Source organism: Actinomadura livida, from assembly GCF_014648675.1.
GTDB lineage: Bacteria > Actinomycetota > Actinomycetes > Streptosporangiales > Streptosporangiaceae > Spirillospora > Spirillospora livida.
The window spans coordinates 53,390-77,744 of record NZ_BMRO01000020.1; the positions used below are offsets into that span (position 1 = coordinate 53,390).

Below are 24,355 nucleotides of genomic sequence, written 5' to 3' on the forward strand. Positions count from 1 at the left end.
GTGCGCTCAGCCCTTCTCATAGGTGATGTCGACGCGGCGGTTCTTGGCGCGGCCCTCGGGGTCGTCCTGGCCGCCCTTCTCGTTCGGGACGACGGGCTCGGTCTCGCCGTAGCCCTTGGCCTCGATGCGCAGGGACGCCCCCTGCAGGGAGCGCTGCAGTTCGGCCTTGACCGCCTCGGCGCGCCGCTTCGAGAGGTCCAGGTTGTAGGCGTCGGTTCCGACGGAGTCGGTGTGGCCGGACACCTCGACGGTGCCGCGGACATCGCGCAGCCGCTTGGCGAGTTCGGCGATGCGCCGCTCGGCGGCGTCGGTGAGCGTCGCCTCGCCGAAGTCGAACAGGACGTCGGCCGAGATGCGCACGGTGACCTGCTCGCCGTCGTCTTCCTCGGTCTCGAGCGGGATGACCGCCTCGGACAGGTCGATGCCGCGCACGGACGGGGTCGTTTCGATGCCGCGCACGGATTCGGCGATGTTGGCCTCGGGGACGTCCGGGAGGTCCGGCGTGGCCCCGGCCACCGCCGGGACGGCCAGGACCGCGCCCAGGACGGCCGTCAGGAGCAGGACTCGCCGCATGCCCGTCACCGCTCGACCGGGATGTTGCGGAACGTGGGCCACGAGCCGATCTGCACGTCCACCGCCTTCACGTTCTCCGGCGGGGCGGCGAACGTGAAGGAGAAGTTGCCGGTCTGGTTGTTGGCGATGTGCGTGAAGATGTCGTGCGTCTCCAACTCCTTGCCGCTGGAGTCCTTGACGACGACGTACCGCTTGAGGTTGACCGGGTCGATCAGCGAGGTCCCGAGGCCGTTCCTGCCGTTCAGCTCGTAGGGGTTGGGGTTGTCCTCGCCGCCCGGGGGGATGCGCGGGGTGAACTGCGTGAGGAGGGTGGCGAGCCTGCCCCGCACCTTGAGGCCCATGATCGCGATGTCGACCTTGGCCCCCGGCGCGATGGGGGAGTCGAACGTGCCCTTCGTCACCGGCTCGCCGGTGTTGTCGAAGCCGGGCTCGCCCTCCGCGACGGCCTCGCCCGCCGAGCCGCCGGACCGCGCCCCGGCGGACGAGGACTCCCCGCCCAGCGGCGAGCAGCCGGTCAGCGCGCCGGTGGCGAGCAGCAGCGCGGCCGTGGCGGCGGCGGTGGCCAGCCGAGTTGACAGGCGCATGGTCGATCCTTCCAAGTTCGTCGCATATGCAAACGCCGCGGTACGTGGCACCATGGCGATGGACGCCATGGCAGCGTGTGCGTCCGCGAATATAGCGTTTGCATTTGCGAATCGTCAAGGGGTTGGTTCGGTTGGCCGTCGCCGAGGACACGGTGGTCCGGAATCGCGCGCTGCAGGCCGAGTGGTACGGCGAACCGCTCGGCGACCGCGTCCGCCCGCTCCTCGACCGGCTCGGGCTCTCGCAGTCCGGGCTGGCCGGCGTGCTCGGCCTGTCCGCGCCGATGCTGTCGCAGCTCATGTCCGGCCAGCGGGCGAAGATCAGCAATCCGGCCGTCCTGCACCGGCTGATGGCGGTCGAGGAGCTCGTCGCCGGGCCCGCGTTCGACGCGATGACCGCCGCCGAGATCAAGGAGCGCCTGGCCGAGATCAGGGCCGAGACGGCGACCACCACCTCGAACGTGCGCATCGCCGAGCGCGCCCCGGGGGCGGACGGCAAGGACCGGGACGGCGCGCCCGCCGGCCGGGGGCCCGCCGAGTCGGCCCGCCTCGTCCAGACCGTCCTGCGCGAGGTCGCCTCCGCCTCGGAGATCGAGGCCGCCGCCGCGCTCCTCGCCGACCGCTTCCCCGACCTCGCGGAGGTCCTGCGCGTGTACGGCAACGGCCGTGCGAGCGAGGCCGAGGCCCATTTCATCCGCAAGATCCTCGGCCACGCACGATCCCGGTAGGAAATTAGGCCTTCATTCAACCGTCACGTTCCGTCACCAGGTGCGGACCCGCCCGGCTCGCGCGCCGGGCGACCGAACGGTCATGCCCGGGTGCACTCGTCTCGATTCCGCTGAGCCATAACAACTGGTTATGGATGGCGGGCGGTGCCAAGGCGCCTTCCTGCAGCTAAAGTCTGTGGTCAGACTCACATGCGGGTCGGGCTGTTGTGTATGTCACAGCTCCCGGCAAGTGGCGTAGGGTCGCTTCGCTAGAAGCGCACACGAGGCGTCACCGCCCGCATGCGACACGGCATCCGGCCGCCATGCGGCCCGGCCGGGACGCATGGCCGACGGCCCGGACGCACGGACCGGAGGCCGGGGCGCGGCGGCCGCACGGGTGCGCTCAGACCGTGGTACCGGGGACACGACGACCCGAGCTCAGGAGAGCCGAACGATGAGCACTGTGGAGGCGCCCGCGAAATCGCGCGCCCAGATCAAGGAACGCACGCTCCGGAAGGACAACTGGCGCCTGTATCCGGTGTCGATCTTCGTGATCTTCACCCTCTGGGTGGCGTACGCGACCGTACGGGCCTTCTGGGGCGCCGCTTTCTACGTGCCGCAGTTCCACTACCTGACGCCGTTCTACTCGCCGTGCTTCAACGACATCTGCAACGACGTCACGGTGAACGGCCACACCGGCAGCGCGGCGCTGTTCGGGACGTTCCTGCCGGAGGGCACCCGCGGCTGGATCCCGTTCGCGGCGATCTCGCTGCCGTTCCTGCTGCTGTTCCGGCTGACCTGCTACTACTACCGCAAGGCGTACTACCGCTCCTTCTGGCAGTCGCCGTCCGCGTGCGCGGTGCGCGAGCCCCACAAGAAGTACACCGGGGAGCGGCGCTTCCCGCTGATCGGGCAGAACCTGCACCGCTACTTCTTCATCGCGGCCGTGCTGATCTCCCTCATCAACACCTACGACGCGATTCTCGCCTTCCACGGCAAGGACGGGGGCTTCGGCATCGGGCTGGGCACCGTCATCCTGGTCGGGAACGTGGTCCTGCTCTGGCTGTACACCCTCTCGTGCCACTCCTGCCGGCACATCGTCGGCGGACGGCTGAAGAACTTCTCCAAGAACCCCGTCCGGTACCGGATGTGGGGCTGGGTGTCCAAGATCAACCAGCGGCACGGCACGTACGCGCTGATCACGCTGGGCTCGCTGGTGGTGGCCGACTTCTACATCATGCTGGTCGCCAGCGAGACCATCTCCGACCTGCGTTTCTTCAACTGAGGCCAAGGAATCATGACTGAGATCGAGAGGCACTCGTACGACGTCGTGGTGATCGGCGCCGGCGGTGCCGGGCTGCGCGCGGCGATCGAGGCGCGCCTCCAGGGCAAGAAGACCGCGATCATCTCCAAGTCGCTGTTCGGCAAGGCGCACACGGTGATGGCGGAGGGCGGGGCCGCCGCCGCGATGGGCAACGTCAACGCCAAGGACAACTGGCAGGTCCACTTCCGCGACACCATGCGCGGCGGCAAGTTCATGAACAGCTGGCGGATGGCGGAGCTGCACGCCAAGGAGTCCCCGGACCGCATCTGGGAGCTCGAGCTGTGGGGCGCGCTGTTCGACCGCACCAAGGACGGCAAGATCAGCCAGCGCAACTTCGGCGGGCACGAGTACCCGCGGCTGGCGCACGTCGGCGACCGGACGGGCCTGGAGCTGATCCGCACCGCGCAGCAGAAGGTCGTCGCCCTCCAGCAGGAGGACCACGCCGAGCACGGCGACTACGAGGCCAGGCTGAAGGTCTGGGCCGAGACGACGGTGACCCGGCTGCTCAAGGACGACGACGGCAAGATCTGCGGCGCGTTCGGCTACGTCCGGGAGACCGGCAAGTTCGTGGTGTTCGAGGCGCCCGCGGTGGTGCTCGCGACCGGCGGCATCGGCAAGGCGTTCAAGGTCACGTCGAACTCCTGGGAGTACACCGGGGACGGCCACGCGCTGGCGATGCTCGCCGGCGGCACGCTGCTGAACATGGAGTTCGTGCAGTTCCACCCGACCGGCATGGTCTGGCCGCCGTCCGTCAAGGGCATCCTCGTGACCGAGTCGGTGCGCGGCGACCGCGGCGTCCTGCGGAACTCCGAGGGCAAGCGGTTCATGTTCGACTACATCCCCGAGGTGTTCAAGGAGCAGTACGCCACCTCGGAGGAGGAGGCGGACCGCTGGTACGACGACCCGGAGAACAACCGGCGCCCCCCTGAGCTGCTGCCGCGCGACGAGGTGGCCCGCGCGATCAACTCCGAGGTCAAGGCCGGGCGGGGGTCGCCGCACGGCGGGGTCTTCCTCACCGTCGTCGACCGGATGCCCGGCGGGGCCGCCGAGATCGTCAAGCGGCTCCCGTCGATGTACCACCAGTTCAAGGAGCTGGCGGACGTCGACATCACCAAGGAGGCCATGGAGGTCGGGCCCACCTGCCACTACGTGATGGGCGGGGTGGAGGTCGACCCGGACACCGGCGCCGCGAAGGTCCCCGGGCTGTTCGCCGCGGGCGAGGTCTCCGGCGGCATGCACGGCTCGAACCGGCTCGGCGGCAACTCGCTGTCGGACCTGCTGGTCTTCGGCCGCCGGGCGGGGCTCGGCGCGGCGGAGTACATCGACGCGCTGGCCGCCCGTCCCGCCGTCCCCGAGGCGGAGGTCACGGCGGCGGCGACCGAGGCGCTAGCGCCGTTCGAGCGGAAGGACGGCGAGAACCCCTACGCCGTCCACGCCGAGCTGCAGCAGACGATGAACGAACTGGTCGGCATCATCCGCAAGGAAGAGGAGCTGCAGCAGGCCCTGGCGTCGCTCGCCAAGCTACGGGAGCGGGTCGCGAACGTCAGCGTCGACCCCGTCGCGGTGGGCGACGAGGGGCGCGGCTACCACCCGGGCTGGCACCTCGCGCTCGACCTGCGCAACATGATGCTGGTGTCGGAGGCCGTCGCCAAGGCGGCGCTGGAGCGGCAGGAGAGCCGCGGCGGCCACACCCGCGACGACTACCCGCAGATGTCGGCGGAGTGGCGGAAGGTCAACCTGGTCTGCGCGCTGGCCGGCGACCCGTCCGACCCGCACGTCGAGCTGACGCGGCAGCCGATGCGGCCCATGCGGGACGACCTGCTGGAGCTGTTCGAGAACGACGAGCTGAAGAAGTACCTGACCGCCGAGGAGCTGCCGGCCGCCCTGGCCGAGGAGGTCGAGTCGGGGGAGGCGGCGACCGGTGCGACCGCCGCGTCCGCCGCTGAGGGCCCCGCTGCCGAGGGCCCCGCTGCCGAGGGCAAGGACGAGGAGGGCGACCGATGAGCTACAAGGCCAAGTTCAAGGTCTGGCGCGGCGACGACGGCGACGGCGAGCTCGTCGACTACACCGTCGAGGTGAACGAGGGCGAGGTCGTCCTCGACATCATCCACCGGCTGCAGGCCACGCAGGCGCCCGACCTCGCCGTCCGGTGGAACTGCAAGGCGGGCAAGTGCGGGTCGTGCTCCGCGGAGATCAACGGCATGCCGCGGCTGCTGTGCATGACGCGGATGTCGACGTTCGACCCGGACGAGACGGTGACGGTCACGCCGGTCAACACGTTCCCCGTGATCCGCGACCTGGTCACGGACGTGTCGTTCAACTACCAGAAGGCGCGGGAGGTCCCATCGTTCGATCCGGGCGACGCGAAGCCCGGCGAGCTGCGGATGCAGCAGGTGGACGTCGAGCGCTCGCAGGAGTTCCGCAAGTGCATCGAGTGCTTCCTGTGCCAGGACGTCTGCCACGTCATCCGTGACCACGACGAGAACAAGGAGAACTTCGCCGGCCCGCGCTTCCTGATGCGGATCGGCGAGCTGGAGATGCACCCGGCGGACCAGGCCGACCGGCGCAACATCGCGCAGGACGACCACGGTCTCGGCTTCTGCAACATCACGAAGTGCTGCACCGAGGTCTGCCCCGAGCACATCAAGATCACCGATAACGCGCTGATTCCGATGAAGGAGCGGGTCGTCGGCCGCAAGTACGACCCGGTGGTGTGGCTCGGCACCAAGCTCGGCATCGTCAAGAAGGGGCAGGACACCCCGTCCGCCTGACGTCTCGGCCCCTTCCGGGCCGGGCTTTTTCGCGAACGTCCCCCGCCGCCCCGCGCGACGGGGGGCGTTCGCGTTTCCCGCCCCGGAAGCGTCGCCCTGGCATGCGGCGCTCCCGCAACGCGGCGGGCGGCGTGCCCCCGGGCCGCCGCCCGCCGTAAACGCCGTTCCCCATGAACGCCGTGGACGCTGGACGGCCTGCCAACCGCACACGCCGCGATCAACACTGGCGCACCCCCGGCCATTCGAGTAGGGATTTGTGCACACAACGCGTTGTGATTTCGTGATTCTCTTCCGGGGCCCCGGAAAGCCCGGGGCCAATTAGCGTGGGGGCATGAGCGCCCTCGAACCGGGCTCGTTCTTCGCCGAACTCACCGCGGCGGAACGCGAGGACCTGGAGTCACGTGGCCGCGTCCGCGACTTCGCACGGGGGGACACGCTCTTCACCGAGGGCGAGGATCCCGGCTGGGTCGCCGTCCTGCTGCGGGGCCGCGTGAAGGCGTTCTCCTACCGTGAGCAGGGCGGGGAGGCCCTGCTCGCCGTGCGCGGCCCGGGGGCGCTCCTCGGCGAGGTCGCCGCGATCGACGGGCAGCCGCGGTCGGCGTCGGTCGCCGCGCTGGAGCCGGTGCGGGCCCTCGCGGTCTCGGCCGACGAGTTCATGGCGTTCCTGCAGGCGCACGGCCGAGTCTCGATCATCATCATGCGGGTGCTGTGCCAGCGCTGGCGCGACGCCGACCGCAAGCGCGCCGAGTTCGGCATGTTCGACGCGACCGGACGCGTCGCGCAGCGCCTCGTCGAGCTGGCCGAGCGGTTCGGCGTCCCGTACCGGGCGGGCCCGGAGGGGGAGGGGCAGAGCGTCCGCATCACGCTGAACCTGTCGCAGGAGGAGCTGGCGGGCTGGGTCGGCGCGTCCCGCGAGGCGGTCAGCAAGGCGCTGCGGACGCTGCGCGCGCACGGCTGGATCGAGACGGGCCGGCGCCGCCTCATCGTCCATGACCTGCAGGCACTCCGCCGGCACGCCCGCTGACCCGCGGGCCGCGTGCGGGCGCGCCGGGACGCGACCCGTACCCTGTGCAGGGTGCAATTGCAGCAGCTCGCCTATTTCGTCGCGGTCGCGGAGGTGCGCCACTTCACGCAGGCCGCCGAGATCCTGCGGGTGGCGCAGCCGTCGCTGTCGAAGCAGATCCGCGCGCTGGAGTCCGAGCTGAGCGTCTCCCTGTTCAGCCGTGCCCGGGGGAACATCACCCTGACGCCCGCGGGCGAGGCCCTGCTGCCGCTGGCCAAACGCATACTCGCCGACGTCGAGACGGCCCGCCTTGAGGTGCAGGAACTCGCCGGCCTCAAACGCGGCCGGGTACGGCTCGGCGCCACACCGTCCCTGTGCGCGGGCCTACTGGCGGACGTTCTGCGCCGCTTCCACGACGCCTACCCGGGGATCCAGCTCCTGGTGGAGGAGGGCGGCTCCCGCGACCTCGTCCGGGAACTGACCCGCGGCTCCCTGGACATGGCCCTGGTCATCCTCCCGCTCCAGGGCGACCCGCCCCTGGACACCACCCCCATCCTGCGCGAGTTCCTGGTGGTGGCGTCCCCGACCGGTGCCGAGACGGGACTGCCCGAGCGCTCCCTGAAGGCGGCCCAGCTGCCCCGCCGCTCGTACCTGCGCATCGAGGACCTCCGGAACCGTCCGCTCGTGATGTTCCGTCCGGGCTACGACCTGCGCGAGGCGACGATCAGCGCGTGCCGCGCCGCGGGCTTCGAGCCCCGGTTCGCGGTCGAGGGGGGCGAGATGGACGCCGTCCTGCGGTTCGTGGAGGTCGGCCTGGGCGTGGCGGTCGTCCCCAGCATGGTCCTCGCCGGACGGCCCGGCCTGCGCGGCACTCCGCTCGTCCTGCCCGACGAGGAGGCTCGCCGGGGCCGCCAAGGCCCCGGCCTGCTCCGCACCATCGCGCTCGCCCACCGCAAGGACGTCGAACTCACCCACGCCGCACGCGCCTTCCAGGACACCCTGCAGACGTTCCTCGTCGAAGCGGGCCTAGCCGGAAGCCTCCCGCCAGGCGTCGAAACCCTTCTCACCGACTGATCCCACGGAGCCCCAACATCCATCCTTGGAGGTAGAGGGCATGAAGCTCAGCGGCATGGGCTCGGGGACAGGGACGGCGGTCTCGCGGAACCGCTGCATTCGGCGGCGGGCGTAGTGCAGTCCGTGCAGGGCCCAGGTCTCGCCGCGCCGGTCGCCGATCCGGGCGAAGACGTCGCGGGACGCGGCGAAGAAGCCGGCCGCGTCGGCGAAGTTCGAGCGGTGCTGGCTGGCGTGCCCGAGTCCCGCGAGGGCGTAGGCGATGCCGCGGTCGTCGCGGGCGTGCTCGGCGGACGCGAGGCCGGTGCCGAGGGCGCCGATCCAGTCGATCCAGTCGGTCCACGGGCTGCGGAGGAAGTAGAACGTCCACAGCGCGAGCGGCAGCCGCCACGCGATGTCGTGCTGGCCCTCGTCGGCGGCGGCGCGGGCGGCGGCGATGAGGTTGAGGCGTTCGGACTCGCACCACCGGTGCGCCTCGTCCGGCGAGGCGAAGGCGAGGGGGCGGCACGGGGCGTCCGGCAGGGTGAGCACGGGGATGACGCGGTCGGGGCACAGGACGCGGCGGGCGTTGTCGGCGGTGCCCAGGTACCACGCGAGGACGCGGCGCAGGACCGCGATGCGTTCGGCCTCCCCGAACCCGTGGTCGAGGACGGGGACGCGGAAGCGGCCCACGGGAGTCTCGTCCAGGCCGAGGCCGCCGAGCAGCTCGCGGGTCTCGCCGGCGGGAGCCTGGATGAGTGCGGCCGCGGCCGGAACGGAGATCTCCGTCCCGGGGTGCACCGACAACAGCCGGAGGATCCGGGCGCCTTCGCCGCGGACGTCAGGGAGGCGCACCCATCCGCGCGTGTTCGTCTCCTTCACCGACACGCGGACGGAGCGGTACGACGCGGCGTCGCAGGTCGGGCACTGCTGGACGACCTCTTCGTAGAACCGGTCGGACGTGATGAGGGCGACGGCGCCGGGAGAGGCGCGCAGGGCGTCCTTCAGCGGCTCCGCGTCCAGGAGCCGGGACGCCGCGACGATCGCGCTGCCCGCCACGCCGTGGGCGTCGTAGATCACCTCCCCCGCGTGCACGGCGACGCGGACCTTGATGCGCGCCCCCGGCGGCGCGCCGCTGTTGTGCCGTTCGAGGGAGGCCGCCAGCTTCAGCGGGAAGGGGCCGGCCAGCCGCTCCTTCGGCACGTCCGGCTGGACGAGGACGAGCGCGCCGTCCCCGCGGTCCTCGAACCGCAGCGACCTCGGGGGCACGCCGGAGTCGGCCAGCGCCTCGGGCAGGACCTTGAACAGGACGCTGCGCACGGCGAGCTGGTCCCAGTTCGTCCGGCGGCCGTAGCCCTGGACGTCCACGCACAGGATCGACCGGTGCACCGCGTGCGATGGGTCGGCGATACCGTGCAACGGGTCATGCATATGCACAGTCTTCTGCACGTGCAGCACGGTACTGCAAGATCGCGACCTGGGCAGGGACCTTTGCGCATGTGCATGTGGCCGGATCAGGCGCCCTGGATCTCGTCCAGGATCTCGGCCAGCAGGCGGGTTCGGATGGCGGTGTCGTCGCCCTCGGGCAGATGCCAGGGGCAGGCGAGGTCCAGCGCGGCGACGCGGCCGGTGGCCATGACGCGGCGGTAGGACGCGAGCACCGCGTCCCGCGACGGGCCGCCGCCGACCGGGAACCGCAGGCCGGGCAGGTCGCCCTTGTCGATCACGTCCAGGTCGATGTGCAGGACGAGCGGCCCGTCGGGCAGGACGACGTCGTCCACCGGGCAGCGCCGGATCTTCGAGGTCGCGAGGAACTCCGCTTCGGCCGGGTCGAGGTCGCGGGCGTCCACCAGGACGGCGCGCTCCTCCGGCAGCGGGCGCAGCCCCAGCGGGCCGGTGAGCAGCTCGGGATGGTCGCCGATGATCTGCCGCAGCGGCATCCCGCCGATGTAGCCGGACGTGGAGCTCTCCAGGGAGTGGATGTCGCCGTGCCCGTCGAACCAGACGACCGAGGCGTCCACGCCCGCCCGCTGCACGCCCGCGAGGACCGCCGTGGAGACCAGGCAGTCGCCCGACACCACGGTCGGCCGCGTCCCGCCGGCGACCTGGTCGGCGACCTCGGCGGAGACGAGCTCGTACAGCGCGCCGAGGCGCGCCCAGACGTCGCCTTCGGGCAGCTCCCGCGTCACCGGGATGAAACCGGCGGCGGGCAGGGGGAAGGACGAGTCGGGGAGCCGTTCGTCCAGGTGGTAGGGCACCAGCGTGATCGTCATGGGTCCACAGTAAGGGGCGCGCTCGCCAGGGCTTGGAAATGAATGACCCCGCCCGGTACTCCGGGCGGGGTCCGTCCATGGGGCGCCGTGCGGGTCAGCGCTTCTTTCCGCCCGCGGTGGCCTTCAGGTAGTCGTGGTTCAGCCGGCCGATGACGTCCAGGGGGATGCCCTTGGGGCAGGCGGCGGTGCACTCACCGGTGTTGGTGCAGCCGCCGAAGCCCTCCTCGTCGTGGGTCTCCAGCATGGACACGACCCGGTCCCAGCGCTCCGGCTGGCCCTGCGGCATCAGCCCGAGGTGGGTGACCTTGGCGCCGAGGAACAGGGCGGCCGAGCCGTTCGGGCAGGCCGCGACGCAGGCGCCGCAGCCGATGCACTCGGCGGCCTCGAACGCCTGGTCGGCGTCGGGCTTCGGGACGGGCACGGCGTGCGCCTCGGGCGCGGTGCCGGTCGGCGCGGTGATGTAGCCGCCCGCCTGGATCATCCGGTCGAACGCGGAGCGGTCGACCACCAGGTCCTTGACGACCGGGAACGCCGCCGCCCGCCACGGCTCGATGTCGATGACCTCGCCGTCCTTGAACTTGCGCATGTGGAGCTGGCACGTGGTGGTGGCGCGCTCCGGGCCGTGCGGGGTGCCGTTGATGACGAGCGAGCACATGCCGCAGATGCCCTCGCGGCAGTCGTGGTCGAACGCGACCGGCTCCTCGCCCTCGGCGATGAGCCGCTCGTTGAGGACGTCGAGCATCTCCAGGAACGAGGCGTCGGGGGAGACGTCGTCGAGCTTGTACTCGACCATCCTCCCCTTGTCCTCGGGGCCGCTCTGGCGCCAGACGCGCAGTGTGAGCTTCATCGTCACTTGTAAGACCTCTGGGTCGGCTTGACGTATTCGAAGTTCAGGGCCTCCTTGTGGAGGATCGGCTGCTCGCCCTCACCGGCCCATTCCCAGGCGGCGACGTAGGAGAAGTCGGCGTCGTCGCGCTTGGCCTCGCCGTCCTCGTCCTGGCTCTCGGCCCGGAAGTGGCCGCCGCAGGACTCGGTGCGGTGCAGCGCGTCGACGACCATCAGCTCGGCCAGCTCGAAGAAGTCGGCGACGCGGCCGGCCTTCTCCAGCTGCTGGTTGAGCTCCTCGCCCTTCCCGGTGACCCGGACGCGCTCCCAGAACTCCTGCCGCAGCGCCGGGATGAGGTCGAGCGCCTTTCGCAGGCCCTCCTCGGTGCGCTCCATCCCGCAGTACTCCCACATGATGTGGCCGAGCTCGCGGTGGAAGGAGTCGACGGAGCGGTCCCCGTCGACCGACAGCAGCCGGTCGATCTGCGACTTCACGCGCTCCTCGGCCTCGGTGACCGCGCTCTCGCCGACCGGTCCGAGGCCGTCGTTGCGGGCGATGTAGTCGCCGATGGTGTTCGGCAGGACGAAGTAGCCGTCCGCGAGCCCCTGCATCAGCGCGGACGCGCCGAGGCGGTTCGCGCCGTGGTCGGAGAAGTTCGCCTCGCCGATGACGAACAGGCCCGGGATGGTGGACTCCAGGTCGTAGTCCACCCACAGGCCGCCCATCGTGTAGTGGACGGCGGGGTAGATGCGCATCGGCGTGTCGTACGGGTTCTCGCCGGTGATGCGCTCGTACATCTCGAAGAGGTTGCCGTACTTGGCCTCGACCTTGTCGCGGCCCAGCCGCCCGATGGCGTCGGCGAAGTCGAGGTAGACGCCGAGGCCGCCGGGGCCGACGCCGCGTCCCTCGTCGCAGACGTTCTTCGCGGCGCGGGACGCGATGTCGCGCGGGACGAGGTTGCCGAAGGACGGGTAGATGCGCTCCAGGTAGTAGTCGCGCTCGTCCTCGGGGATGTCGGCGGGCCGGCGCGTGTCGCCGCCCTTCTTCGGCACCCACACCCGCCCGTCGTTGCGCAGCGACTCCGACATCAGGGTCAGCTTGGACTGGTGGTCGCCGCTGACCGGGATGCACGTCGGGTGGATCTGCGTGAAGCACGGGTTGGCGAACAGGGCGCCGTGCCTGTGGGCGCGCCAGGACGCGGTGACGTTCGAGCCCATCGCGTTCGTGGACAGGAAGTACACGTTGCCGTAGCCGCCGGACGCCAGCACGACCGCGTCCGCCGTGTAGTGCTTGATCTCGCCGTTGATCAGGTCGCGGACGACGACGCCGCGCGCCCGCCCGTCCTCCATGATCAGGTCGAGCATCTCGTGCCGCGGGTACAGCTCGACGTTGCCCGCGTCGACCTGCCGCATCAGCGCCTGGTAGGCGCCGAGCAGGAGCTGCTGGCCCGTCTGCCCGCGCGCGTAGAAGGTGCGGGAGACCTGCGTCCCGCCGAACGAGCGGTTGTCGAGCAGGCCGCCGTACTCGCGGGCGAACGGGACGCCCTGCGCGACGCACTGGTCGATGATGTTCCGGGAGATGTCGGCGAGCCGGTGCACGTTCGACTCGCGGGAGCGGAAGTCGCCGCCCTTCACCGTCTCGTAGAACAGCCGGTGCACGCTGTCGCCGTCGTTGCGGTAGTTCTTGGCCGCGTTGATGCCGCCCTGCGCGGCGATCGAGTGGGCGCGGCGCGGCGAGTCCTGGAAGCAGAACTGCTGGACGTGGTAGCCGGCCTCGCCGAGGGTGGCGCCCGCCGAGCCGCCCGCCAGCCCGGTGCCGATGATGATGATCTTCTTCTTGCGCTTGTTGGCGGGGTTGACCTGCTTGGCCTGGAACTTGCGGGTCGTCCAGCGCTCCTCGATGGGACCCGCGGGCGCCTTGGTGTCGGCGATCGGCTCGCCGGACTTGTAGAAGCCGTCGATCATGGTCAGCTCACCCATCCGAACGTGATGGAGACGGGGACGGCGACGAAACCGAGCGTCACGACCGCCGCGATGGTTCCGGACAGCCCGCGGAGCAGCCGCTCCGTGCGCGGGGTCCGCAGCCCGAGGGTCTGGCACGCGCTCCAGATGCCGTGGTGGAGGTGCGCGCCGACGAGCAGGACCGCGACGACGTACCAGACGGTGATGTACCAGCGGGACGGGTCGAAGTCGGCGATCATCCGCTGGTAGGGCGTGGCGTCGCCGCCGAGCGGGTTCACGACGAAGAACGTCAGGTCCAGCAGGTGCCAGACGACGTAGAACGCGATGATGACGCCGCCGTACCGCATCGTGCGGGCGGCGTAGCCCTGCGCGTGCGACTTCTTCTTGGCCTGGTACTTCACCGGCCGCGCGGCCGACGCGCGCCGGGCGAGCGACACCGCCGACCACATGTGCAGGACGATCGCCACCACCAGGCCGGCCTCCAGGAGCGTGAGGACGGTCCGGTACGGCACGGCGGGCTCGCCGAGCGTGCGCAGCCAGTGCGCGTAGTCGTTGAAGCTCTCCGCCCCGAAGAAGATCTTCAGGTTCCCGATCATGTGCGTGATCAGGAAGAGCACGAGGACGGCGCCGGTCACCGCCATGACGGCCTTCTTGCCGACGGTCGACCGGTAGATCGCAGGTATCGCTACAGCCACGTCCTCGAAGCTATGCCGACCTGGGCTGAGAGTTCCAAGTCATCAGCGCACTGGTTTCGATAGCCTCAGGCTATGAAGCCAAGCAGAACGGACGTTGTGCCCGTTTCGTGATAGACCACGCGGTGAGTGACTTCACAGGACGATCCGGAACTCACCGGGCGGGTGATCGAGAAGACGTTGACGAGGTCGGCGGCGGTGTGTCAGGACCGCGCGAGACGTGCCGCTCCGCCGTCGTCATGCTGCCGCGACAGCAGCAGCACGGCGAGGTCGTCGGTCAGGGCGTCGCCGTTGAGGCGCTCGACGTCGGTGACGAGCACGTCGATGAGGGACCGTCCCGTGGCGCCCCCGGCGCGGGCGCGGTGCGCCAGCTCGACGAGCCCCTCGGTGCCGAGCCGCTCGGACCCCGCGCCGACCTTCCCCTCGATGAGGCCGTCGGTGTAGAGCATCAGCGCCCACGACTCGCCGAGGTCGATCTCGGTGGTCGGCCACTCGGCGCCGGGCACCAGGCCGAGCGCCGGGCCGTGCGCGTAGTCCGGCAGCGCCGACACCTCGAACCCGCCGTCCCCGGGGATCCCGCGGAACAGCAGCGGGGCGGGGTGCCCGGCCAGGTGCATCCGCGCCGTCCGCCGCGACGGCGCGATCGTGATCATGCAGAGCGTGGTGAAGATCTCCTCGCTGCGCCGCTCGTGGCCGAGGACGCTGTCGAGGGTGCCGAGGAGTTGCTCGCCGGTGTGGCCGGCGAGCACGAGCGTCCGCCACGCCATCCGGAGCTGGACGCCTAGCGCGGCCTCGTCGGGCCCGTGCCCGCACACGTCGCCGATGACGAGGTGGACTGCGCCGCCCTCGGTCTGCACGGTGTCGTAGAAGTCGCCGCCGAGCAGGGCCCGCCGCCGGCCGGGCCGGTAGCGGGTGTGGTGCCGCAGCGAGGGGTCGTCGATCAGCGGGACGGGCAGCAGGCCGCGCTCCAGCCGGGCGTTCTCCCGGCCGACGATGCGGGCCTCGACCAGCCGCCGCTCGGTCTCCTCCGAGCGCTTGCGCTCGATGGCGTAGCGGATGGCGCGGGCCAGCAGCGGCGCGTCCACCTGCTGCTTGACCAGGTAGTCCTCGGCGCCGGCGGCGACCGCCCGCACGCCGAGGTGGGCGTCGTCGATGCCGGTCAGGACCACGACGGCGGCGGACCCGGACAGGGCGAGGACCTGCCGCAGCCCGTCGAGCCGGTCGATGCCGGGGGTGGACAGGTCGACGATGATGCACTGGGTGCGCCGCGTCAGGGCCCGCCCGGCGGCGGCGAGGTCGCCGACGACGTTGATCTCGACGTCCATGCCGCTCTCGGCGAGCATCTTCTCGACCATGAGGACGTCGCCGGGGTCGTCGTCGATGAGGAGCAGGTCGACCCTGTCCCCGGCTCCCGGCATGAGGGGATACGTCTGGTGACTGATGGTGCTCACAAGGGCTTCCGAAAAGTCGGGCTGGCGACTGGCAGCGGTCACGGCGTCCCGCGCGTTCCCCGCGGCACGGGGAGCGGTGCGCGCCGCGCCGGGGGAGCGGCATTGGCCTAGCCGCCGGGATCCCGGCTCAAGGAGCGGAGTAAGCATCGCTCCGTTGATCAGACCCTAGCGTGTCCTGACCTCGCGCGGCACCCCTGGACATCATCGGGCAGGGTTTCGGACGAGCCGTAACCCGCGCCGACCACCGGAAAACCAGTCGAACTTTCGCACGTCCGCTGCATAACCTTCGTCCGTGAAGCCGTTGCCGGAAAAAGATCCTGGCACGCCCGGCCATGCCGTTCGAGGGGGGACGGGCCCCCGCGCGTCCCGCGGCGGCTCCGGCGCCGTTCACATCTCACCGGCGCGCTACCTGCTGTGGCTGCTGCGCCTCCAGTGGCGCAGCTGCGCGGCGGGCGCCGCCCTCGGCGTGGTCTGGATGCTCAGCCAGGCGCTCATGCCCGCCGCGATCGGCCGCGCCCTCGGCGACGGCGTCGCGGCACGGGACGAGCGCGCCCTGCTGACCTGGGCCGGGGTCCTGCTCGCGCTCGGCGTCCTCCAGGCGGTGGCCAGCGCCTTCCGGCACCGGCTCGCGGTGTTCAACTGGCTCGCGGCCTCGTACCGGACGGTCCAGCTCGTCACCCGGCAGGCGACCCGGCTCGGCGGGACGCTGCCGAAGCGGCTGAGCACGGGCGAGATGATGAGCATCGGCCTGTCGGACGTCGTCCACATCGGCGGCGCGCTGGACATCATCTCCCGGGGGACCGGCGCCGTCGTGGCCATCATCGCCGTCGCGGGCATCCTGCTGGCGACCTCGCCCACGCTCGGCCTCATCGTGCTGGTGGGCGTACCGGTCATCCTGGCGGTGGCCGCGCCGCTGCTGCGGCCCTACCGCGACCGGGAGCGGGAGCACCGGGAGCTGGTCGGCGAGCTGAGCACGCACGCCGCCGACCTGGTCGCCGGCCTGCGGGTGCTGCGCGGCATCGGCGGCGAGGCGATGTTCTCCGGCCGCTACCGCGCCGAGTCCCAGCGGGTGCGGCGGGCGGGGGTCGCGGTCGCGCGGGCCGAGACGCGGCTGAGCGGCGCCGAGGTGCTGCTGCCCGGACTGCTGGTCGCGCTGGTGACCTGGGCCGGTGCCCGGTTCGCCGTGCAGGGGTCGATCGGCGTGGGCGAGCTGGTCACGTGCTACGGCTACGCGGTGTTCCTGATCATCCCGCTGAAGACCGTCGGGGAGGCCGCGGGACGTATCACCCAGGCGCTGGTCGCGGCGGGCCGTGTCACGGCCCTGCTGGCCATGGAGCCGGAGTTGCGGCACGCCGGGACCGCGCGTCCGGAGGGGCCCCTCCATGTCACCGACGTCGCGTCGGGACTGGTCGTGCGCGACGGCCGGGTCACCGCGGTCGCGGCGGCGGACCCGCGCGACGCGCAGGCCGTCGCCGACCGGCTCGGCCGGTACGTGCCGGGCGTGGTCGACTTCGGCGGCGTTCCGCTGCACACCGTCGCGGACGTCCGGCGCCGGGTCCTCGTCGCGGTCAACGAGGACCGCCTGTTCTCCGGCCCACTCGCCGAGAGCCTCGCCCCGGACGGTGATGAAGACGGCGATGAAGACGGCGATGGAGCGGCGCTGCGCGCGGCCGTCCATGCGGCCTGCGCCGAGGACGTCGTCGACTCCGTCGGCCTGGACGCGCATGTGGTCGAGGCGGGGCGGGAGTTCTCGGGCGGGCAGCAGCAGCGCCTCCGCCTAGCACGGGCGCTCGTCGCCGACCCGGACCTCCTTGTCCTGGTGGAACCGACCAGTGCGGTGGACGCGCACACTGAGGCGCGCATTGCCGACCGGCTCGGCCCAGCGCGCGCGGGACGCACCACCGTGGTGTGCACCACGAGCCCACTGATGCTGGACCGGGCCGACCACGTGGCCTTCGTCCTGGACGGCCAGGTCGTCGCGGAAGGAACCCACCGCGACCTCCTGGACACCGAACCGCGCTACGCGGCCACGGTGACCAGGGAAGAGGCCACGGCCCCGGTGCAGACCGAGAAACTCGAACAGACCGAGAAACCCGAGCAGCTTGACCCCGACCAGAGCATGGACAAGACCGCTGAGAGGGCGGGGACGTGAGCGCCGAGACACTGCCGGTGGCGACACCGGCGCAGGTGCGCGCGTACGCGCGGCGCCTCGTCGTGAGGTATCCCCGCGACCTCGCCGTCGTCCTCGCCCTGCACGGGCTGGCGGCCGTGACGGGCCTGGTGACGCCGCGCCTGCTCGGCGCCCTGGTCGAGGGCGTCCGCGACGGCCGGGCCGACGTCGACACGACCGGCCTGGCCATCGCCGGGTTCGTCATCGTCCAGGGCATCCTGACCCGCTACGCCTACTTCGCGTCCGCGAAGCTCGGCGAGCGGGTGCTGGCCGGGCTGCGCGAGGAGTTCGTCGACCGCGTCCTGGCGCTGCCGCTGTCGCGGGTCGAGCGGGCGGGCACCGGCGACCTGGTCACCCGCGCGTCCCGGGACGTGGACACGCTGAGCACGTCCGTCCGCTACGCGATGCCGGAGACGCTCGTCGCCGTCGTCGTCTGCGCGCTGACGGCCGGCGCGCTGCTGCTGAACGGCCCTCTGGTCGCGCTGCCCGCCCTGGTCGGCGTGCCGCTGCTGTGGACGGTGATGCGCTGGTACCTGCCCCGCGCCCACGGCGGGTACCTGCGGGAGAACGCCGCCTGGTCGCGGATCGCCGACGGGCTGACCGAGACGGTCCAGGGTGCCCGGACGGTCGAGGCGCTCGGGCTGGAGGACCGCCGGCACGCACGCGTCGACGCCGACATCGCGGCGTCCTACCGGGCCGAGCGGTACACCCTGCGCCTGCGCATGATCCTGTTCCCGGTCGCGGAACTCGGCTTCATGCTGCCCGTCGCGGCGACGCTGCTCGTCGGCGGCCTCCTCTACATCAACGGCATGGCGTCCCTCGCGCAGGTCACCGCCGCGACCCTGTACGCGCAGCAGCTCATCGCCCCGGTGGACACGATGCTCTCCTGGCTGGACGAACTCCAGCTCGGCGGCGCGTCCATGGCCCGCCTGCTCGGCGTGGGGAACATCCCGCCCGACCGCTCGCCGAACGGCAGCCGGCCGTCCGGCGAGCGGCTCACGGCACGCGACGTCCGCTACTCCTACCGCTCCGGCACGGACGTGCTGCACGGCGTGGACCTCGACCTGAGGCCCGGTGAGCGCCTCGCCGTGGTCGGGCCCAGCGGCGCGGGCAAGTCGACCCTCGGCCGCCTGCTCGCGGGGGTCGACGGCCCGCGCTCCGGCTCCGTCACGATCGGCGGCGTACCGCTGGTGGAGCTGCCGCTGGACGAGCTGCGCGGCCACGTCGCCCTGGTCACCCAGGAGCACCACGTGTTCCGCGGCACGATCCGCGAGAACCTCGTGATGGCCCGCCCGGACGCGTCCGACGCCGAGCTGGAGCGGGTCCTCGCGGCGGTCGACTGGGACGGCCCCGGCCTGGCCGCGAGCACCGGCTCCGGCGGCGAGACCCTGACGCCCGCGCAGGCGCAGCAGCTCGCGCTGGCCCGGCTCGTCCTCGCCGACCCGCACACCCTCGTGCTGGACGAGGCGACCTCCCTCCTCGACCCGCGCGCCGCCCGCCGCCTGGAGCGCTCGCTCGCCGCCGTCCTGGACGGCCGGACCGTCGTGGCGATCGCGCACCGCCTCCACACCGCCCACGACGCCGACCGCGTGGCGGTGGTGGAGGACGGCCGCATCACCGAACTCGGCGCCCACGACGAACTCGTCGCCGCCGACGGCCCCTACGCCGCCCTGTGGCGCAGCTGGAGGTCCTAGTGGCGGTTCAGGGACTGCTTCAGGTAGTCCACCTGGAGGTGGAGGAGGTTCTCCGCCACGACCTCCTGCGGGGTCATGTGCGTCACGCCTGACAACGGCAGGACGGTGTGCGGCCGGCCCGCGGCGAGCAGGGCCGACGACAGGCGGAGCGTGTGGGCCGCCACGACGTTGTCGTCCGCGAGGCCGTGGATGATCATGAGCGGGCGCTTCAGCTCGCCCGCCATCTCGATGAGGGAGTTGGCGGCGTAGTTCTCCGGCTCCTCGTCGGGGTGGCCCAGGTAGCGCTCGGTGTAGTGGGTGTCGTACAGGCGCCAGTCGGTGACCGGGGCCCCCGCGATGCCCGCGTGGAACACGTCCGGGCGGCGCAGCACCGCCAGGCCCGCGAGCCAGCCGCCGAACGACCAGCCGCGGATGCCGACCCGGTCGAGGTCGAACGCGTCGCGGTGCCGCCGCGCCGCCTCGATCAGCGCGGTGATCTGGTCCTCCAGGACCGGCTCGGCGAAGTCGCCGCGGACGGCGCGCTCCCACGCCGGGCCGCGGGCCGGCGTGCCGCGGCCGTCGGCGATCACCACGGCGAAGCCCTGGTCGGCGAGCCACTGCGGCTCGCAGTACGCCCGCTGGACGGCGAGGACGCGCTGCGCGTGCGGGCCGCCGTAGGGGTCCATCAGGACGGGCAGCCGGCCGTCGCCGGGCTTCCAGCCGGTGGGCAGCAGCACGGCGGTGCGGATCTCCCGGTCGCCGGAGCGCAGCAGCTCGACGTTCGGCGTGATCACCGGCGTCTCGGCCAGCGAGGCCACAGGGTGGGTGCCGGACGGCGCGTGCACCTCGACCTCCACGCCGGGCCGGTCCGCCCGCGAGCCGGTGACCACGGTGATCCCGCCGGACCGGGTGCCGCCGAAGACGCCGCGCCCCTCCGTGATCTTCGTCACGCCGGTCTCGTCGCGCGAGTACAGGTGGACCTCGGTCGGCTCCTCCGACGCGGTGAACAGGATCGCGTCGCCGTCCACCCCGAGCACCGACCGGATCTGCAGCCCCGGGGGCGTCACGGGCGTGCCGGCGACGGTGAGCCGGCGCGTGTCGGTCTCGCGGTCCTCGGTGGCCCAGACGAGGTCGCCGCCGCCCGTCCGGACGGGCAGCCCGGGGACGATCTCCGTCCAGACCGGGTCGTGCTCGTTGTGCAGCAGGGACGTCTCCCCGTTGGACGGGTCGACCCGCAGCACCCGCGTCACCCGCTGGTCGCGCGGCTGGACGACGATCAGCAGGCCGTGCCGGTCCCACGACGCCGTGACGACGTAGGGGAACATGCCGCGGTCCCAGGCGACGTCGACCCGGCCGCCGTCGACCTTGAGCAGCACCAGCGACACCATCGCGTTGGGCGTGCCCGCCGCCGGGTAGGCGATCTCCGCCGGCGCCGCGTCCGGGTTGGCGGGGTCGGCGATGTGCCAGCGCTGCACCGGCGTCTCGTCGACCCGCGCGGCCAGCAGCGTCCCGCCGTCCGGCGACCACCAGTGGCCGCGCATCCGGCCCATCTCCTCGGCCGCGACGAACTCGGCGAGCCCGTAGGAGATCTGGTCCGACTCCGGCTGCACCAGCGCCCGGTCGTCGGTGCCGTCGATCTCGATGAGCCGCAGCGTCCGGTCCGAGACGTAGGCCACCCGCCGCCCGGCCGGGTCGGGGCGCGGGTCGAAGACGGGCGCCCGCGCGGGCAGCTCCCGGACGAGCGCGGTGTCGAGGTCGGCGACGTAGAGCCGCCCGGCGAGGGTGAAGACCGCCTGCCGCATCGACCGGTCGGTGGCGTACCCGACGATGCCGCCCGCCTGCTCGCGGGCGCGCTCGCGCCGGGCCCGCTCCTCGGCGGGCAGGTTCTCCTCGCCCGGGACGTCCAGCGCCGCGGGGTCGGCCACGCAGCGCTCCTCGCCGGTGCCGGTGTCGAGCGTCCACAGGCAGGTCACCGGGTCGTCGCCCGCCCTCGTGCGCAGGAACGCGACGCGGGACTCGTCCGGCGCGATCTGGAAGGCGCGCGGGACGCCGAGGCTGAACCTTCGCGTGCGGGCGCTCTGCCGCGGATAGCTGATGCTCATGGCATCCGAGTCTGCCAGTACGGAATCGCTGGCGAAGTCGCGCATGGCGGCCTCCCGGGGCCTATGATCGCGGGCGTCGCATGGGCGGACGGGGAAAGGCCCCTGCCCGGGTCCGCGCTCGCGTAAGCTCAAGGCTTCCCCAAACACTGTTTTTTTCGTCGCGGGCTGAGGAGTGGTCAATGCCGGAGCTGCAGCCGGGAGATCCCCGGCGGCTTGGCTCGTACGAGATCGTCGACCGGCTCGGCGAGGGCGGCCAGGGCGTCGTCTACGCGGGCATCGACGCCTCCGGGAACAAGGCCGCCATCAAACTGCTCCGCGCGGACCTCGCCGGCGACACCATGGCGCGCAACCGGTTCGTCCGGGAGGCGCAGGCGGCCAAGCAGGTGGCGCGGTTCTGCACCGCGCAGGTGCTGGAGGCCGACGTCGCGGGCGACCAGCCCTACATCGCCAGCGAGTACGTGCCCGGCCCGTCGCTGTACAAGCAGATCACCGAGACCGGCCCGATCACCGGCGCGGCGCTGGACCGGCTCGCGATCGGCACCGCGACCGCGCTCGTCGCGATCCACCAGGCCGGGATCGTGCACCGCGACTTCAAGCCGCACAACGTCATCATGGCGCCGGACGGGCCCCGGGTGATCGACTTCGGCATCGCGCGCGCCCTGGACACCGGGCAGACCGCCGCGACCAAGGCGATCGGCACCCCGTCCTACATGGCGCCCGAGCAGGTGGCGGGCGCCACGCTGACCGAGGCCGTCGACGTGTGGGCGTGGGCCACGACGATGGTGTTCGCCGCGACCGGGCGGCCGCCGTTCGGCGACGACACCGTCGTCGCGGTGATCAACCGGGTGATGCACGAGCAGCCGTCGCTGCAGGGCGTCCCGGAGAACCTGCTCGGGCTGATCTCGGCGTGCCTGGTCAAGGAGCCGGAGCGGCGGCCGACCGCCCAGCAGATCATGATGGCGCTGATCGGCACCGGGCCGGGCGGCGCCGCGCAGACCCGCATGGACGATCCCGCGCAGGCGACCACGATGCTCGCCGAGGGCTCGACGCTCGCCGCGGGCGGCGCCGCCGCCGGGATGATGGCGGGCGCGCCGGGCGGCGCGACCCGCCGGGTGTCGCCCGCCCAGTACACCGGGGACCTCCCGCCCGCGCGGCCCCCGTACGGCGGCGGGCCCGGCGCCGGGCGCAGCGGCTACGACGACTGGGAGCCCGAGCGCAAGTCCAAGTGGCCGGTCTTCGCGGCCGTCGCGGCGATCGCCGCGCTGGCGCTGGTCGTCGGCATCTTCATGGCGACCCGGGGGAACGACTCCCCGAACTCGCCCGTCACCCCCTCGGTGACCGACTCCTCCTCGGTCGAGGAGACGCCCACCGAGGAGGAGGACGACGAGCCGACCCAGGCCCCCACCCGGACGCGCGAGAACACGCCGCCCCCGCGGACGCAGCTCCCGACGCGGGTCCCGCCGACCACGGACCTCCCGACGGAGGAGCCGCCGACCACCAGCACGCCCACCGACCCGCCGACCGGCGGGGACGACGACGATGACGGCGGCACCGGTGGCGGCGGCACGGGCGGCGGTACCGGAGGCGGCGGCGCCGGCGGTGGCGGCGGCCCCGGCACCGGCGGAGGCGGCTGAGCCAGGGCGGTCATCGCCGCGGTGCCGTGCGCTGAGTAGGCTCGTTATCTATGAAGGAGCCGCGGATCCTGTTCGTCCATGCCCATCCGGACGACGAGTCCATCGGGACCGGGGCGACCATGGCCAAGTACACCGCCGAGGGCGCCCACGTCTGTCTCGTCACCTGCACCCTGGGTGAGGAGGGCGAGGTCATCCCCGAGGACCTGCGCCACCTGGCGTCCGACAAGGAGGACCGCCTGGGCGAGTACCGGATCGGGGAGCTGGCGGAGGCGTGCGCGGCGCTCGGCGTCCGCGACCACCGCTTCCTCGGCGGCGCCGGCCGCTGGCGCGACTCGGGCATGATGGGCGCGGCCACCAACGACCATCCGGGCTGCTTCTGGCGGGCCGACGTCGACACGGCGGCGCTGGACCTCGTGCCGGTGATCCGGGAGGTCCGCCCGCACGTGGTCGTCACCTACGACGAGCGCGGCAACTACGGGCACCCCGACCACATCCAGGCGCACCGCGTCACATGGCGGGCGTACGAGCTGGCGGCCGACCCCGCGCACGAGGACGGCGCCGAGCCGTGGCGGGTCCCCAAGGTCTACGCCTACGCCACCCCGCGCACCGTGCTGGCCCGCGCGATCGCGGTGATGCGGGAGGCGAAGCTGCCGTTCGCCCGCGTCGCCGGGCTGGACGAGCTGGGCTCCGGCGTCCCGGACGGCCAGGTCACCTCGGCGGTGGACGCCCGCGCCCACCTGCCCGCCAAGATCGCCGCGCTGCGCGCCCACCGCACGCAGATCGTCGTGGCGCCCGACGAGGTCGGGCCGTTCTTCGCGCTGTCGAACAACCTGGGGCAGCAGGCGTTCGGCACCGAGTACTTCATCCTGCAGGCGGGCGAGCTGGGGCCGCTCGGCCCCGGCCGCCGCGAGCGGGACCTGTTCGCCGGCCTCACCGGCTGAGCCGCCGCGTCCTCCGCGGGGGAACGGTCCCGAAACGTCCCGGGGCCCGGCGCCCCCGGTACCCTGGCGGGCGTGGACGAGGACGACGAGACCCGGGTGAGCCTGGCGAAGGACGGCCGCCCCGGCGCTCTCGCGGGAGCGCACGGCGCGCCCTTCCCCGAGCAGGGCCCGGCGGGCGGCGCCACGGCCCTGCCCGCGCCGGAGCGCCCCGACGGCGAGACGCCGCTCGACGCGGTCGTGGCCGGTGCCGCGTACGCCGTCCTCGCGCTGCTCGGCGCCTTGTTCGGGGTGTTCGGCTCGTTCGTCCAGAACTGGACCTTCGGCCCCGTCCCGGTCGCGGCGATCGCGCTGGTGGTGCTCGTCTTCTGCATCGTCCGGCTGGCCGGCCTCGGGATGGGCGGGCGGCTCGGCGCGGCCGTCCCCGCCGTCATGTGGGGCGTGATGGCGTTCGTGATGTCGCTGCGCCGCGCCGAGGGCGACCTCGCCGTCCCCGGGACGACCGCCGGGTACGTCTACATCATCGGCGGCATGGTGGCCGCCGTGGCCGGGGTGATGCTGGTGCCCGCGGCGCGCCCGCAGGGCGAGTGGCTGCTGGGCAGGGCGGCGCGCCCCCGCGGGTAGCG

The 24,355-nt window shown here is 72.3% G+C and carries 20 protein-coding genes; 11 read left to right on the plus strand and 9 right to left on the minus strand.

What is annotated here, in order from left to right:
- Window positions 1-6: 6 nt before the first annotated feature.
- Both IEZ03_RS33385 and IEZ03_RS33390 read right to left on the minus strand, forming a co-directional pair.
- Window positions 7-573 carry an OmpA family protein gene (locus tag IEZ03_RS33385; RefSeq protein ID WP_184881354.1) on the minus strand — a complete coding sequence of 189 codons (567 nt, stop codon included), beginning with the start codon at window positions 571-573 and terminating at the stop codon, window positions 7-9.
- 5 nt (window positions 574-578) lie between these two features.
- Complete coding sequence (locus tag IEZ03_RS33390) at window positions 579-1,157, minus strand: hypothetical protein (RefSeq protein WP_184881356.1); 579 nt, start codon at window positions 1,155-1,157, stop codon at window positions 579-581.
- 131 nt (window positions 1,158-1,288) lie between these two features.
- On the opposite strand from IEZ03_RS33390, the gene IEZ03_RS33395 reads away from it, so the two are divergent.
- The 6 genes from IEZ03_RS33395 to IEZ03_RS33420 all read left to right on the plus strand — a co-directional run bounded on the left by IEZ03_RS33395 (window position 1,289) and on the right by IEZ03_RS33420 (window position 8,033).
- Window positions 1,289-1,882: a helix-turn-helix domain-containing protein gene (locus IEZ03_RS33395; protein ID WP_184890390.1), complete on the plus strand. Its 594-nt coding sequence runs from the start codon at window positions 1,289-1,291 to the stop codon at window positions 1,880-1,882.
- Window positions 1,883-2,315: 433 nt separating this feature from the next.
- A complete protein-coding gene (gene sdhC / locus IEZ03_RS33400) occupies window positions 2,316-3,146 on the plus strand; it encodes a succinate dehydrogenase subunit SdhC (RefSeq protein ID WP_184881358.1) in 831 nt (276 codons plus the stop codon).
- A gap of 12 nt (window positions 3,147-3,158) precedes the next feature.
- Complete coding sequence (locus IEZ03_RS33405) at window positions 3,159-5,189, plus strand: fumarate reductase/succinate dehydrogenase flavoprotein subunit (protein ID WP_184881360.1); 2,031 nt, start codon at window positions 3,159-3,161, stop codon at window positions 5,187-5,189.
- Window positions 5,186-5,956, plus strand: a complete 771-nt coding sequence (locus IEZ03_RS33410; protein ID WP_184881362.1) for a succinate dehydrogenase/fumarate reductase iron-sulfur subunit — start codon at window positions 5,186-5,188, stop codon at window positions 5,954-5,956. The genes IEZ03_RS33405 and IEZ03_RS33410 overlap by 4 nt, the downstream gene beginning before the upstream one ends.
- Window positions 5,957-6,287: 331 nt before the next feature.
- Window positions 6,288-6,980 carry a Crp/Fnr family transcriptional regulator gene (locus tag IEZ03_RS33415; protein ID WP_184881364.1) on the plus strand — a complete coding sequence of 231 codons (693 nt, stop codon included), beginning with the start codon at window positions 6,288-6,290 and terminating at the stop codon, window positions 6,978-6,980.
- A gap of 51 nt (window positions 6,981-7,031) precedes the next feature.
- Window positions 7,032-8,033 carry a LysR family transcriptional regulator gene (locus IEZ03_RS33420; protein ID WP_184881366.1) on the plus strand — a complete coding sequence of 334 codons (1,002 nt, stop codon included), beginning with the start codon at window positions 7,032-7,034 and terminating at the stop codon, window positions 8,031-8,033.
- On the opposite strand, the gene IEZ03_RS33425 is transcribed toward IEZ03_RS33420, so the two are convergent.
- From IEZ03_RS33425 to IEZ03_RS33450, 6 genes are all read right to left on the minus strand, one after another.
- Window positions 7,986-9,440 (minus strand): nucleotidyl cyclase domain-containing protein, encoded by a 1,455-nt coding sequence (locus tag IEZ03_RS33425; RefSeq protein ID WP_184881368.1) that lies wholly within the window; start codon window positions 9,438-9,440, stop codon window positions 7,986-7,988. The two genes, IEZ03_RS33420 and IEZ03_RS33425, sit on opposite strands and share 48 nt — an antisense overlap.
- A gap of 83 nt (window positions 9,441-9,523) precedes the next feature.
- On the minus strand, window positions 9,524-10,282 hold the full coding sequence (locus IEZ03_RS33430; RefSeq protein ID WP_184881370.1) for an arginase family protein: 759 nt from the start codon (window positions 10,280-10,282) through the stop codon (window positions 9,524-9,526).
- 94 nt (window positions 10,283-10,376) lie between these two features.
- Entirely contained in the window at window positions 10,377-11,129 is a 753-nt protein-coding gene (locus tag IEZ03_RS33435) for a succinate dehydrogenase/fumarate reductase iron-sulfur subunit (RefSeq protein ID WP_184890391.1), read from the minus strand.
- Between the two features lie 2 nt (window positions 11,130-11,131).
- Complete coding sequence (locus IEZ03_RS33440) at window positions 11,132-13,072, minus strand: fumarate reductase/succinate dehydrogenase flavoprotein subunit (protein WP_184890392.1); 1,941 nt, start codon at window positions 13,070-13,072, stop codon at window positions 11,132-11,134.
- Between the two features lie 2 nt (window positions 13,073-13,074).
- Window positions 13,075-13,764: a succinate dehydrogenase cytochrome b subunit gene (locus IEZ03_RS33445; RefSeq protein WP_184881372.1), complete on the minus strand. Its 690-nt coding sequence runs from the start codon at window positions 13,762-13,764 to the stop codon at window positions 13,075-13,077.
- 200 nt (window positions 13,765-13,964) lie between these two features.
- Window positions 13,965-15,212: a PP2C family protein-serine/threonine phosphatase gene (locus tag IEZ03_RS33450; protein WP_308428014.1), complete on the minus strand. Its 1,248-nt coding sequence runs from the start codon at window positions 15,210-15,212 to the stop codon at window positions 13,965-13,967.
- Window positions 15,213-15,504: 292 nt separating this feature from the next.
- Between IEZ03_RS33450 and IEZ03_RS33455 the strand changes: the two genes are divergently transcribed.
- A complete protein-coding gene (locus IEZ03_RS33455; RefSeq protein WP_229808735.1) occupies window positions 15,505-17,364 on the plus strand; it encodes an ABC transporter transmembrane domain-containing protein in 1,860 nt (619 codons plus the stop codon).
- The gene (locus IEZ03_RS33460; protein WP_184881374.1) at window positions 17,361-19,076 is read left to right on the plus strand and encodes an ABC transporter ATP-binding protein; all 1,716 of its coding nucleotides are present in this window, start codon (window positions 17,361-17,363) and stop codon (window positions 19,074-19,076) included. Before IEZ03_RS33455 ends, IEZ03_RS33460 begins: the two co-directional genes overlap by 4 nt.
- On the opposite strand, the gene IEZ03_RS33465 is transcribed toward IEZ03_RS33460, so the two are convergent.
- The gene (locus IEZ03_RS33465; RefSeq protein WP_184881376.1) at window positions 19,073-21,157 is read right to left on the minus strand and encodes a S9 family peptidase; all 2,085 of its coding nucleotides are present in this window, start codon (window positions 21,155-21,157) and stop codon (window positions 19,073-19,075) included. The genes IEZ03_RS33460 and IEZ03_RS33465 overlap by 4 nt on opposite strands.
- A 179-nt stretch (window positions 21,158-21,336) precedes the next feature.
- Between IEZ03_RS33465 and IEZ03_RS33470 the strand changes: the two genes are divergently transcribed.
- The 3 genes from IEZ03_RS33470 to IEZ03_RS33480 all read left to right on the plus strand — a co-directional run bounded on the left by IEZ03_RS33470 (window position 21,337) and on the right by IEZ03_RS33480 (window position 24,353).
- A complete protein-coding gene (locus IEZ03_RS33470) occupies window positions 21,337-22,791 on the plus strand; it encodes a serine/threonine-protein kinase (RefSeq protein ID WP_184881378.1) in 1,455 nt (484 codons plus the stop codon).
- A 50-nt stretch (window positions 22,792-22,841) separates the two neighbouring features.
- A complete protein-coding gene (mshB, locus tag IEZ03_RS33475) occupies window positions 22,842-23,732 on the plus strand; it encodes an N-acetyl-1-D-myo-inositol-2-amino-2-deoxy-alpha-D-glucopyranoside deacetylase (protein ID WP_184881380.1) in 891 nt (296 codons plus the stop codon).
- 72 nt (window positions 23,733-23,804) lie between these two features.
- Window positions 23,805-24,353 carry a DUF6113 family protein gene (locus IEZ03_RS33480; protein ID WP_184881382.1) on the plus strand — a complete coding sequence of 183 codons (549 nt, stop codon included), beginning with the start codon at window positions 23,805-23,807 and terminating at the stop codon, window positions 24,351-24,353.
- Window positions 24,354-24,355: the final 2 nt, after the last annotated feature.

Coding starts and splice junctions, on each gene's coding strand:
- IEZ03_RS33385 (WP_184881354.1), bottom strand. CDS start 573: ATGCGGCGAGTCCTGCTCCTGACGGCCGTCCTGGGCGCGGTCCTGGCC.
- IEZ03_RS33390 (WP_184881356.1), bottom strand. CDS start 1,157: ATGCGCCTGTCAACTCGGCTGGCCACCGCCGCCGCCACGGCCGCGCTG.
- sdhC (WP_184881358.1), top strand. CDS start 2,316: ATGAGCACTGTGGAGGCGCCCGCGAAATCGCGCGCCCAGATCAAGGAA.
- IEZ03_RS33405 (WP_184881360.1), top strand. CDS start 3,159: ATGACTGAGATCGAGAGGCACTCGTACGACGTCGTGGTGATCGGCGCC.
- IEZ03_RS33410 (WP_184881362.1), top strand. CDS start 5,186: ATGAGCTACAAGGCCAAGTTCAAGGTCTGGCGCGGCGACGACGGCGAC.
- IEZ03_RS33415 (WP_184881364.1), top strand. CDS start 6,288: ATGAGCGCCCTCGAACCGGGCTCGTTCTTCGCCGAACTCACCGCGGCG.
- IEZ03_RS33425 (WP_184881368.1), bottom strand. CDS start 9,440: ATGCATGACCCGTTGCACGGTATCGCCGACCCATCGCACGCGGTGCAC.
- IEZ03_RS33430 (WP_184881370.1), bottom strand. CDS start 10,282: ATGACGATCACGCTGGTGCCCTACCACCTGGACGAACGGCTCCCCGAC.
- IEZ03_RS33435 (WP_184890391.1), bottom strand. CDS start 11,129: ATGAAGCTCACACTGCGCGTCTGGCGCCAGAGCGGCCCCGAGGACAAG.
- IEZ03_RS33440 (WP_184890392.1), bottom strand. CDS start 13,072: ATGATCGACGGCTTCTACAAGTCCGGCGAGCCGATCGCCGACACCAAG.
- IEZ03_RS33465 (WP_184881376.1), bottom strand. CDS start 21,157: ATGAGCATCAGCTATCCGCGGCAGAGCGCCCGCACGCGAAGGTTCAGC.
- IEZ03_RS33470 (WP_184881378.1), top strand. CDS start 21,337: ATGCCGGAGCTGCAGCCGGGAGATCCCCGGCGGCTTGGCTCGTACGAG.
- mshB (WP_184881380.1), top strand. CDS start 22,842: ATGAAGGAGCCGCGGATCCTGTTCGTCCATGCCCATCCGGACGACGAG.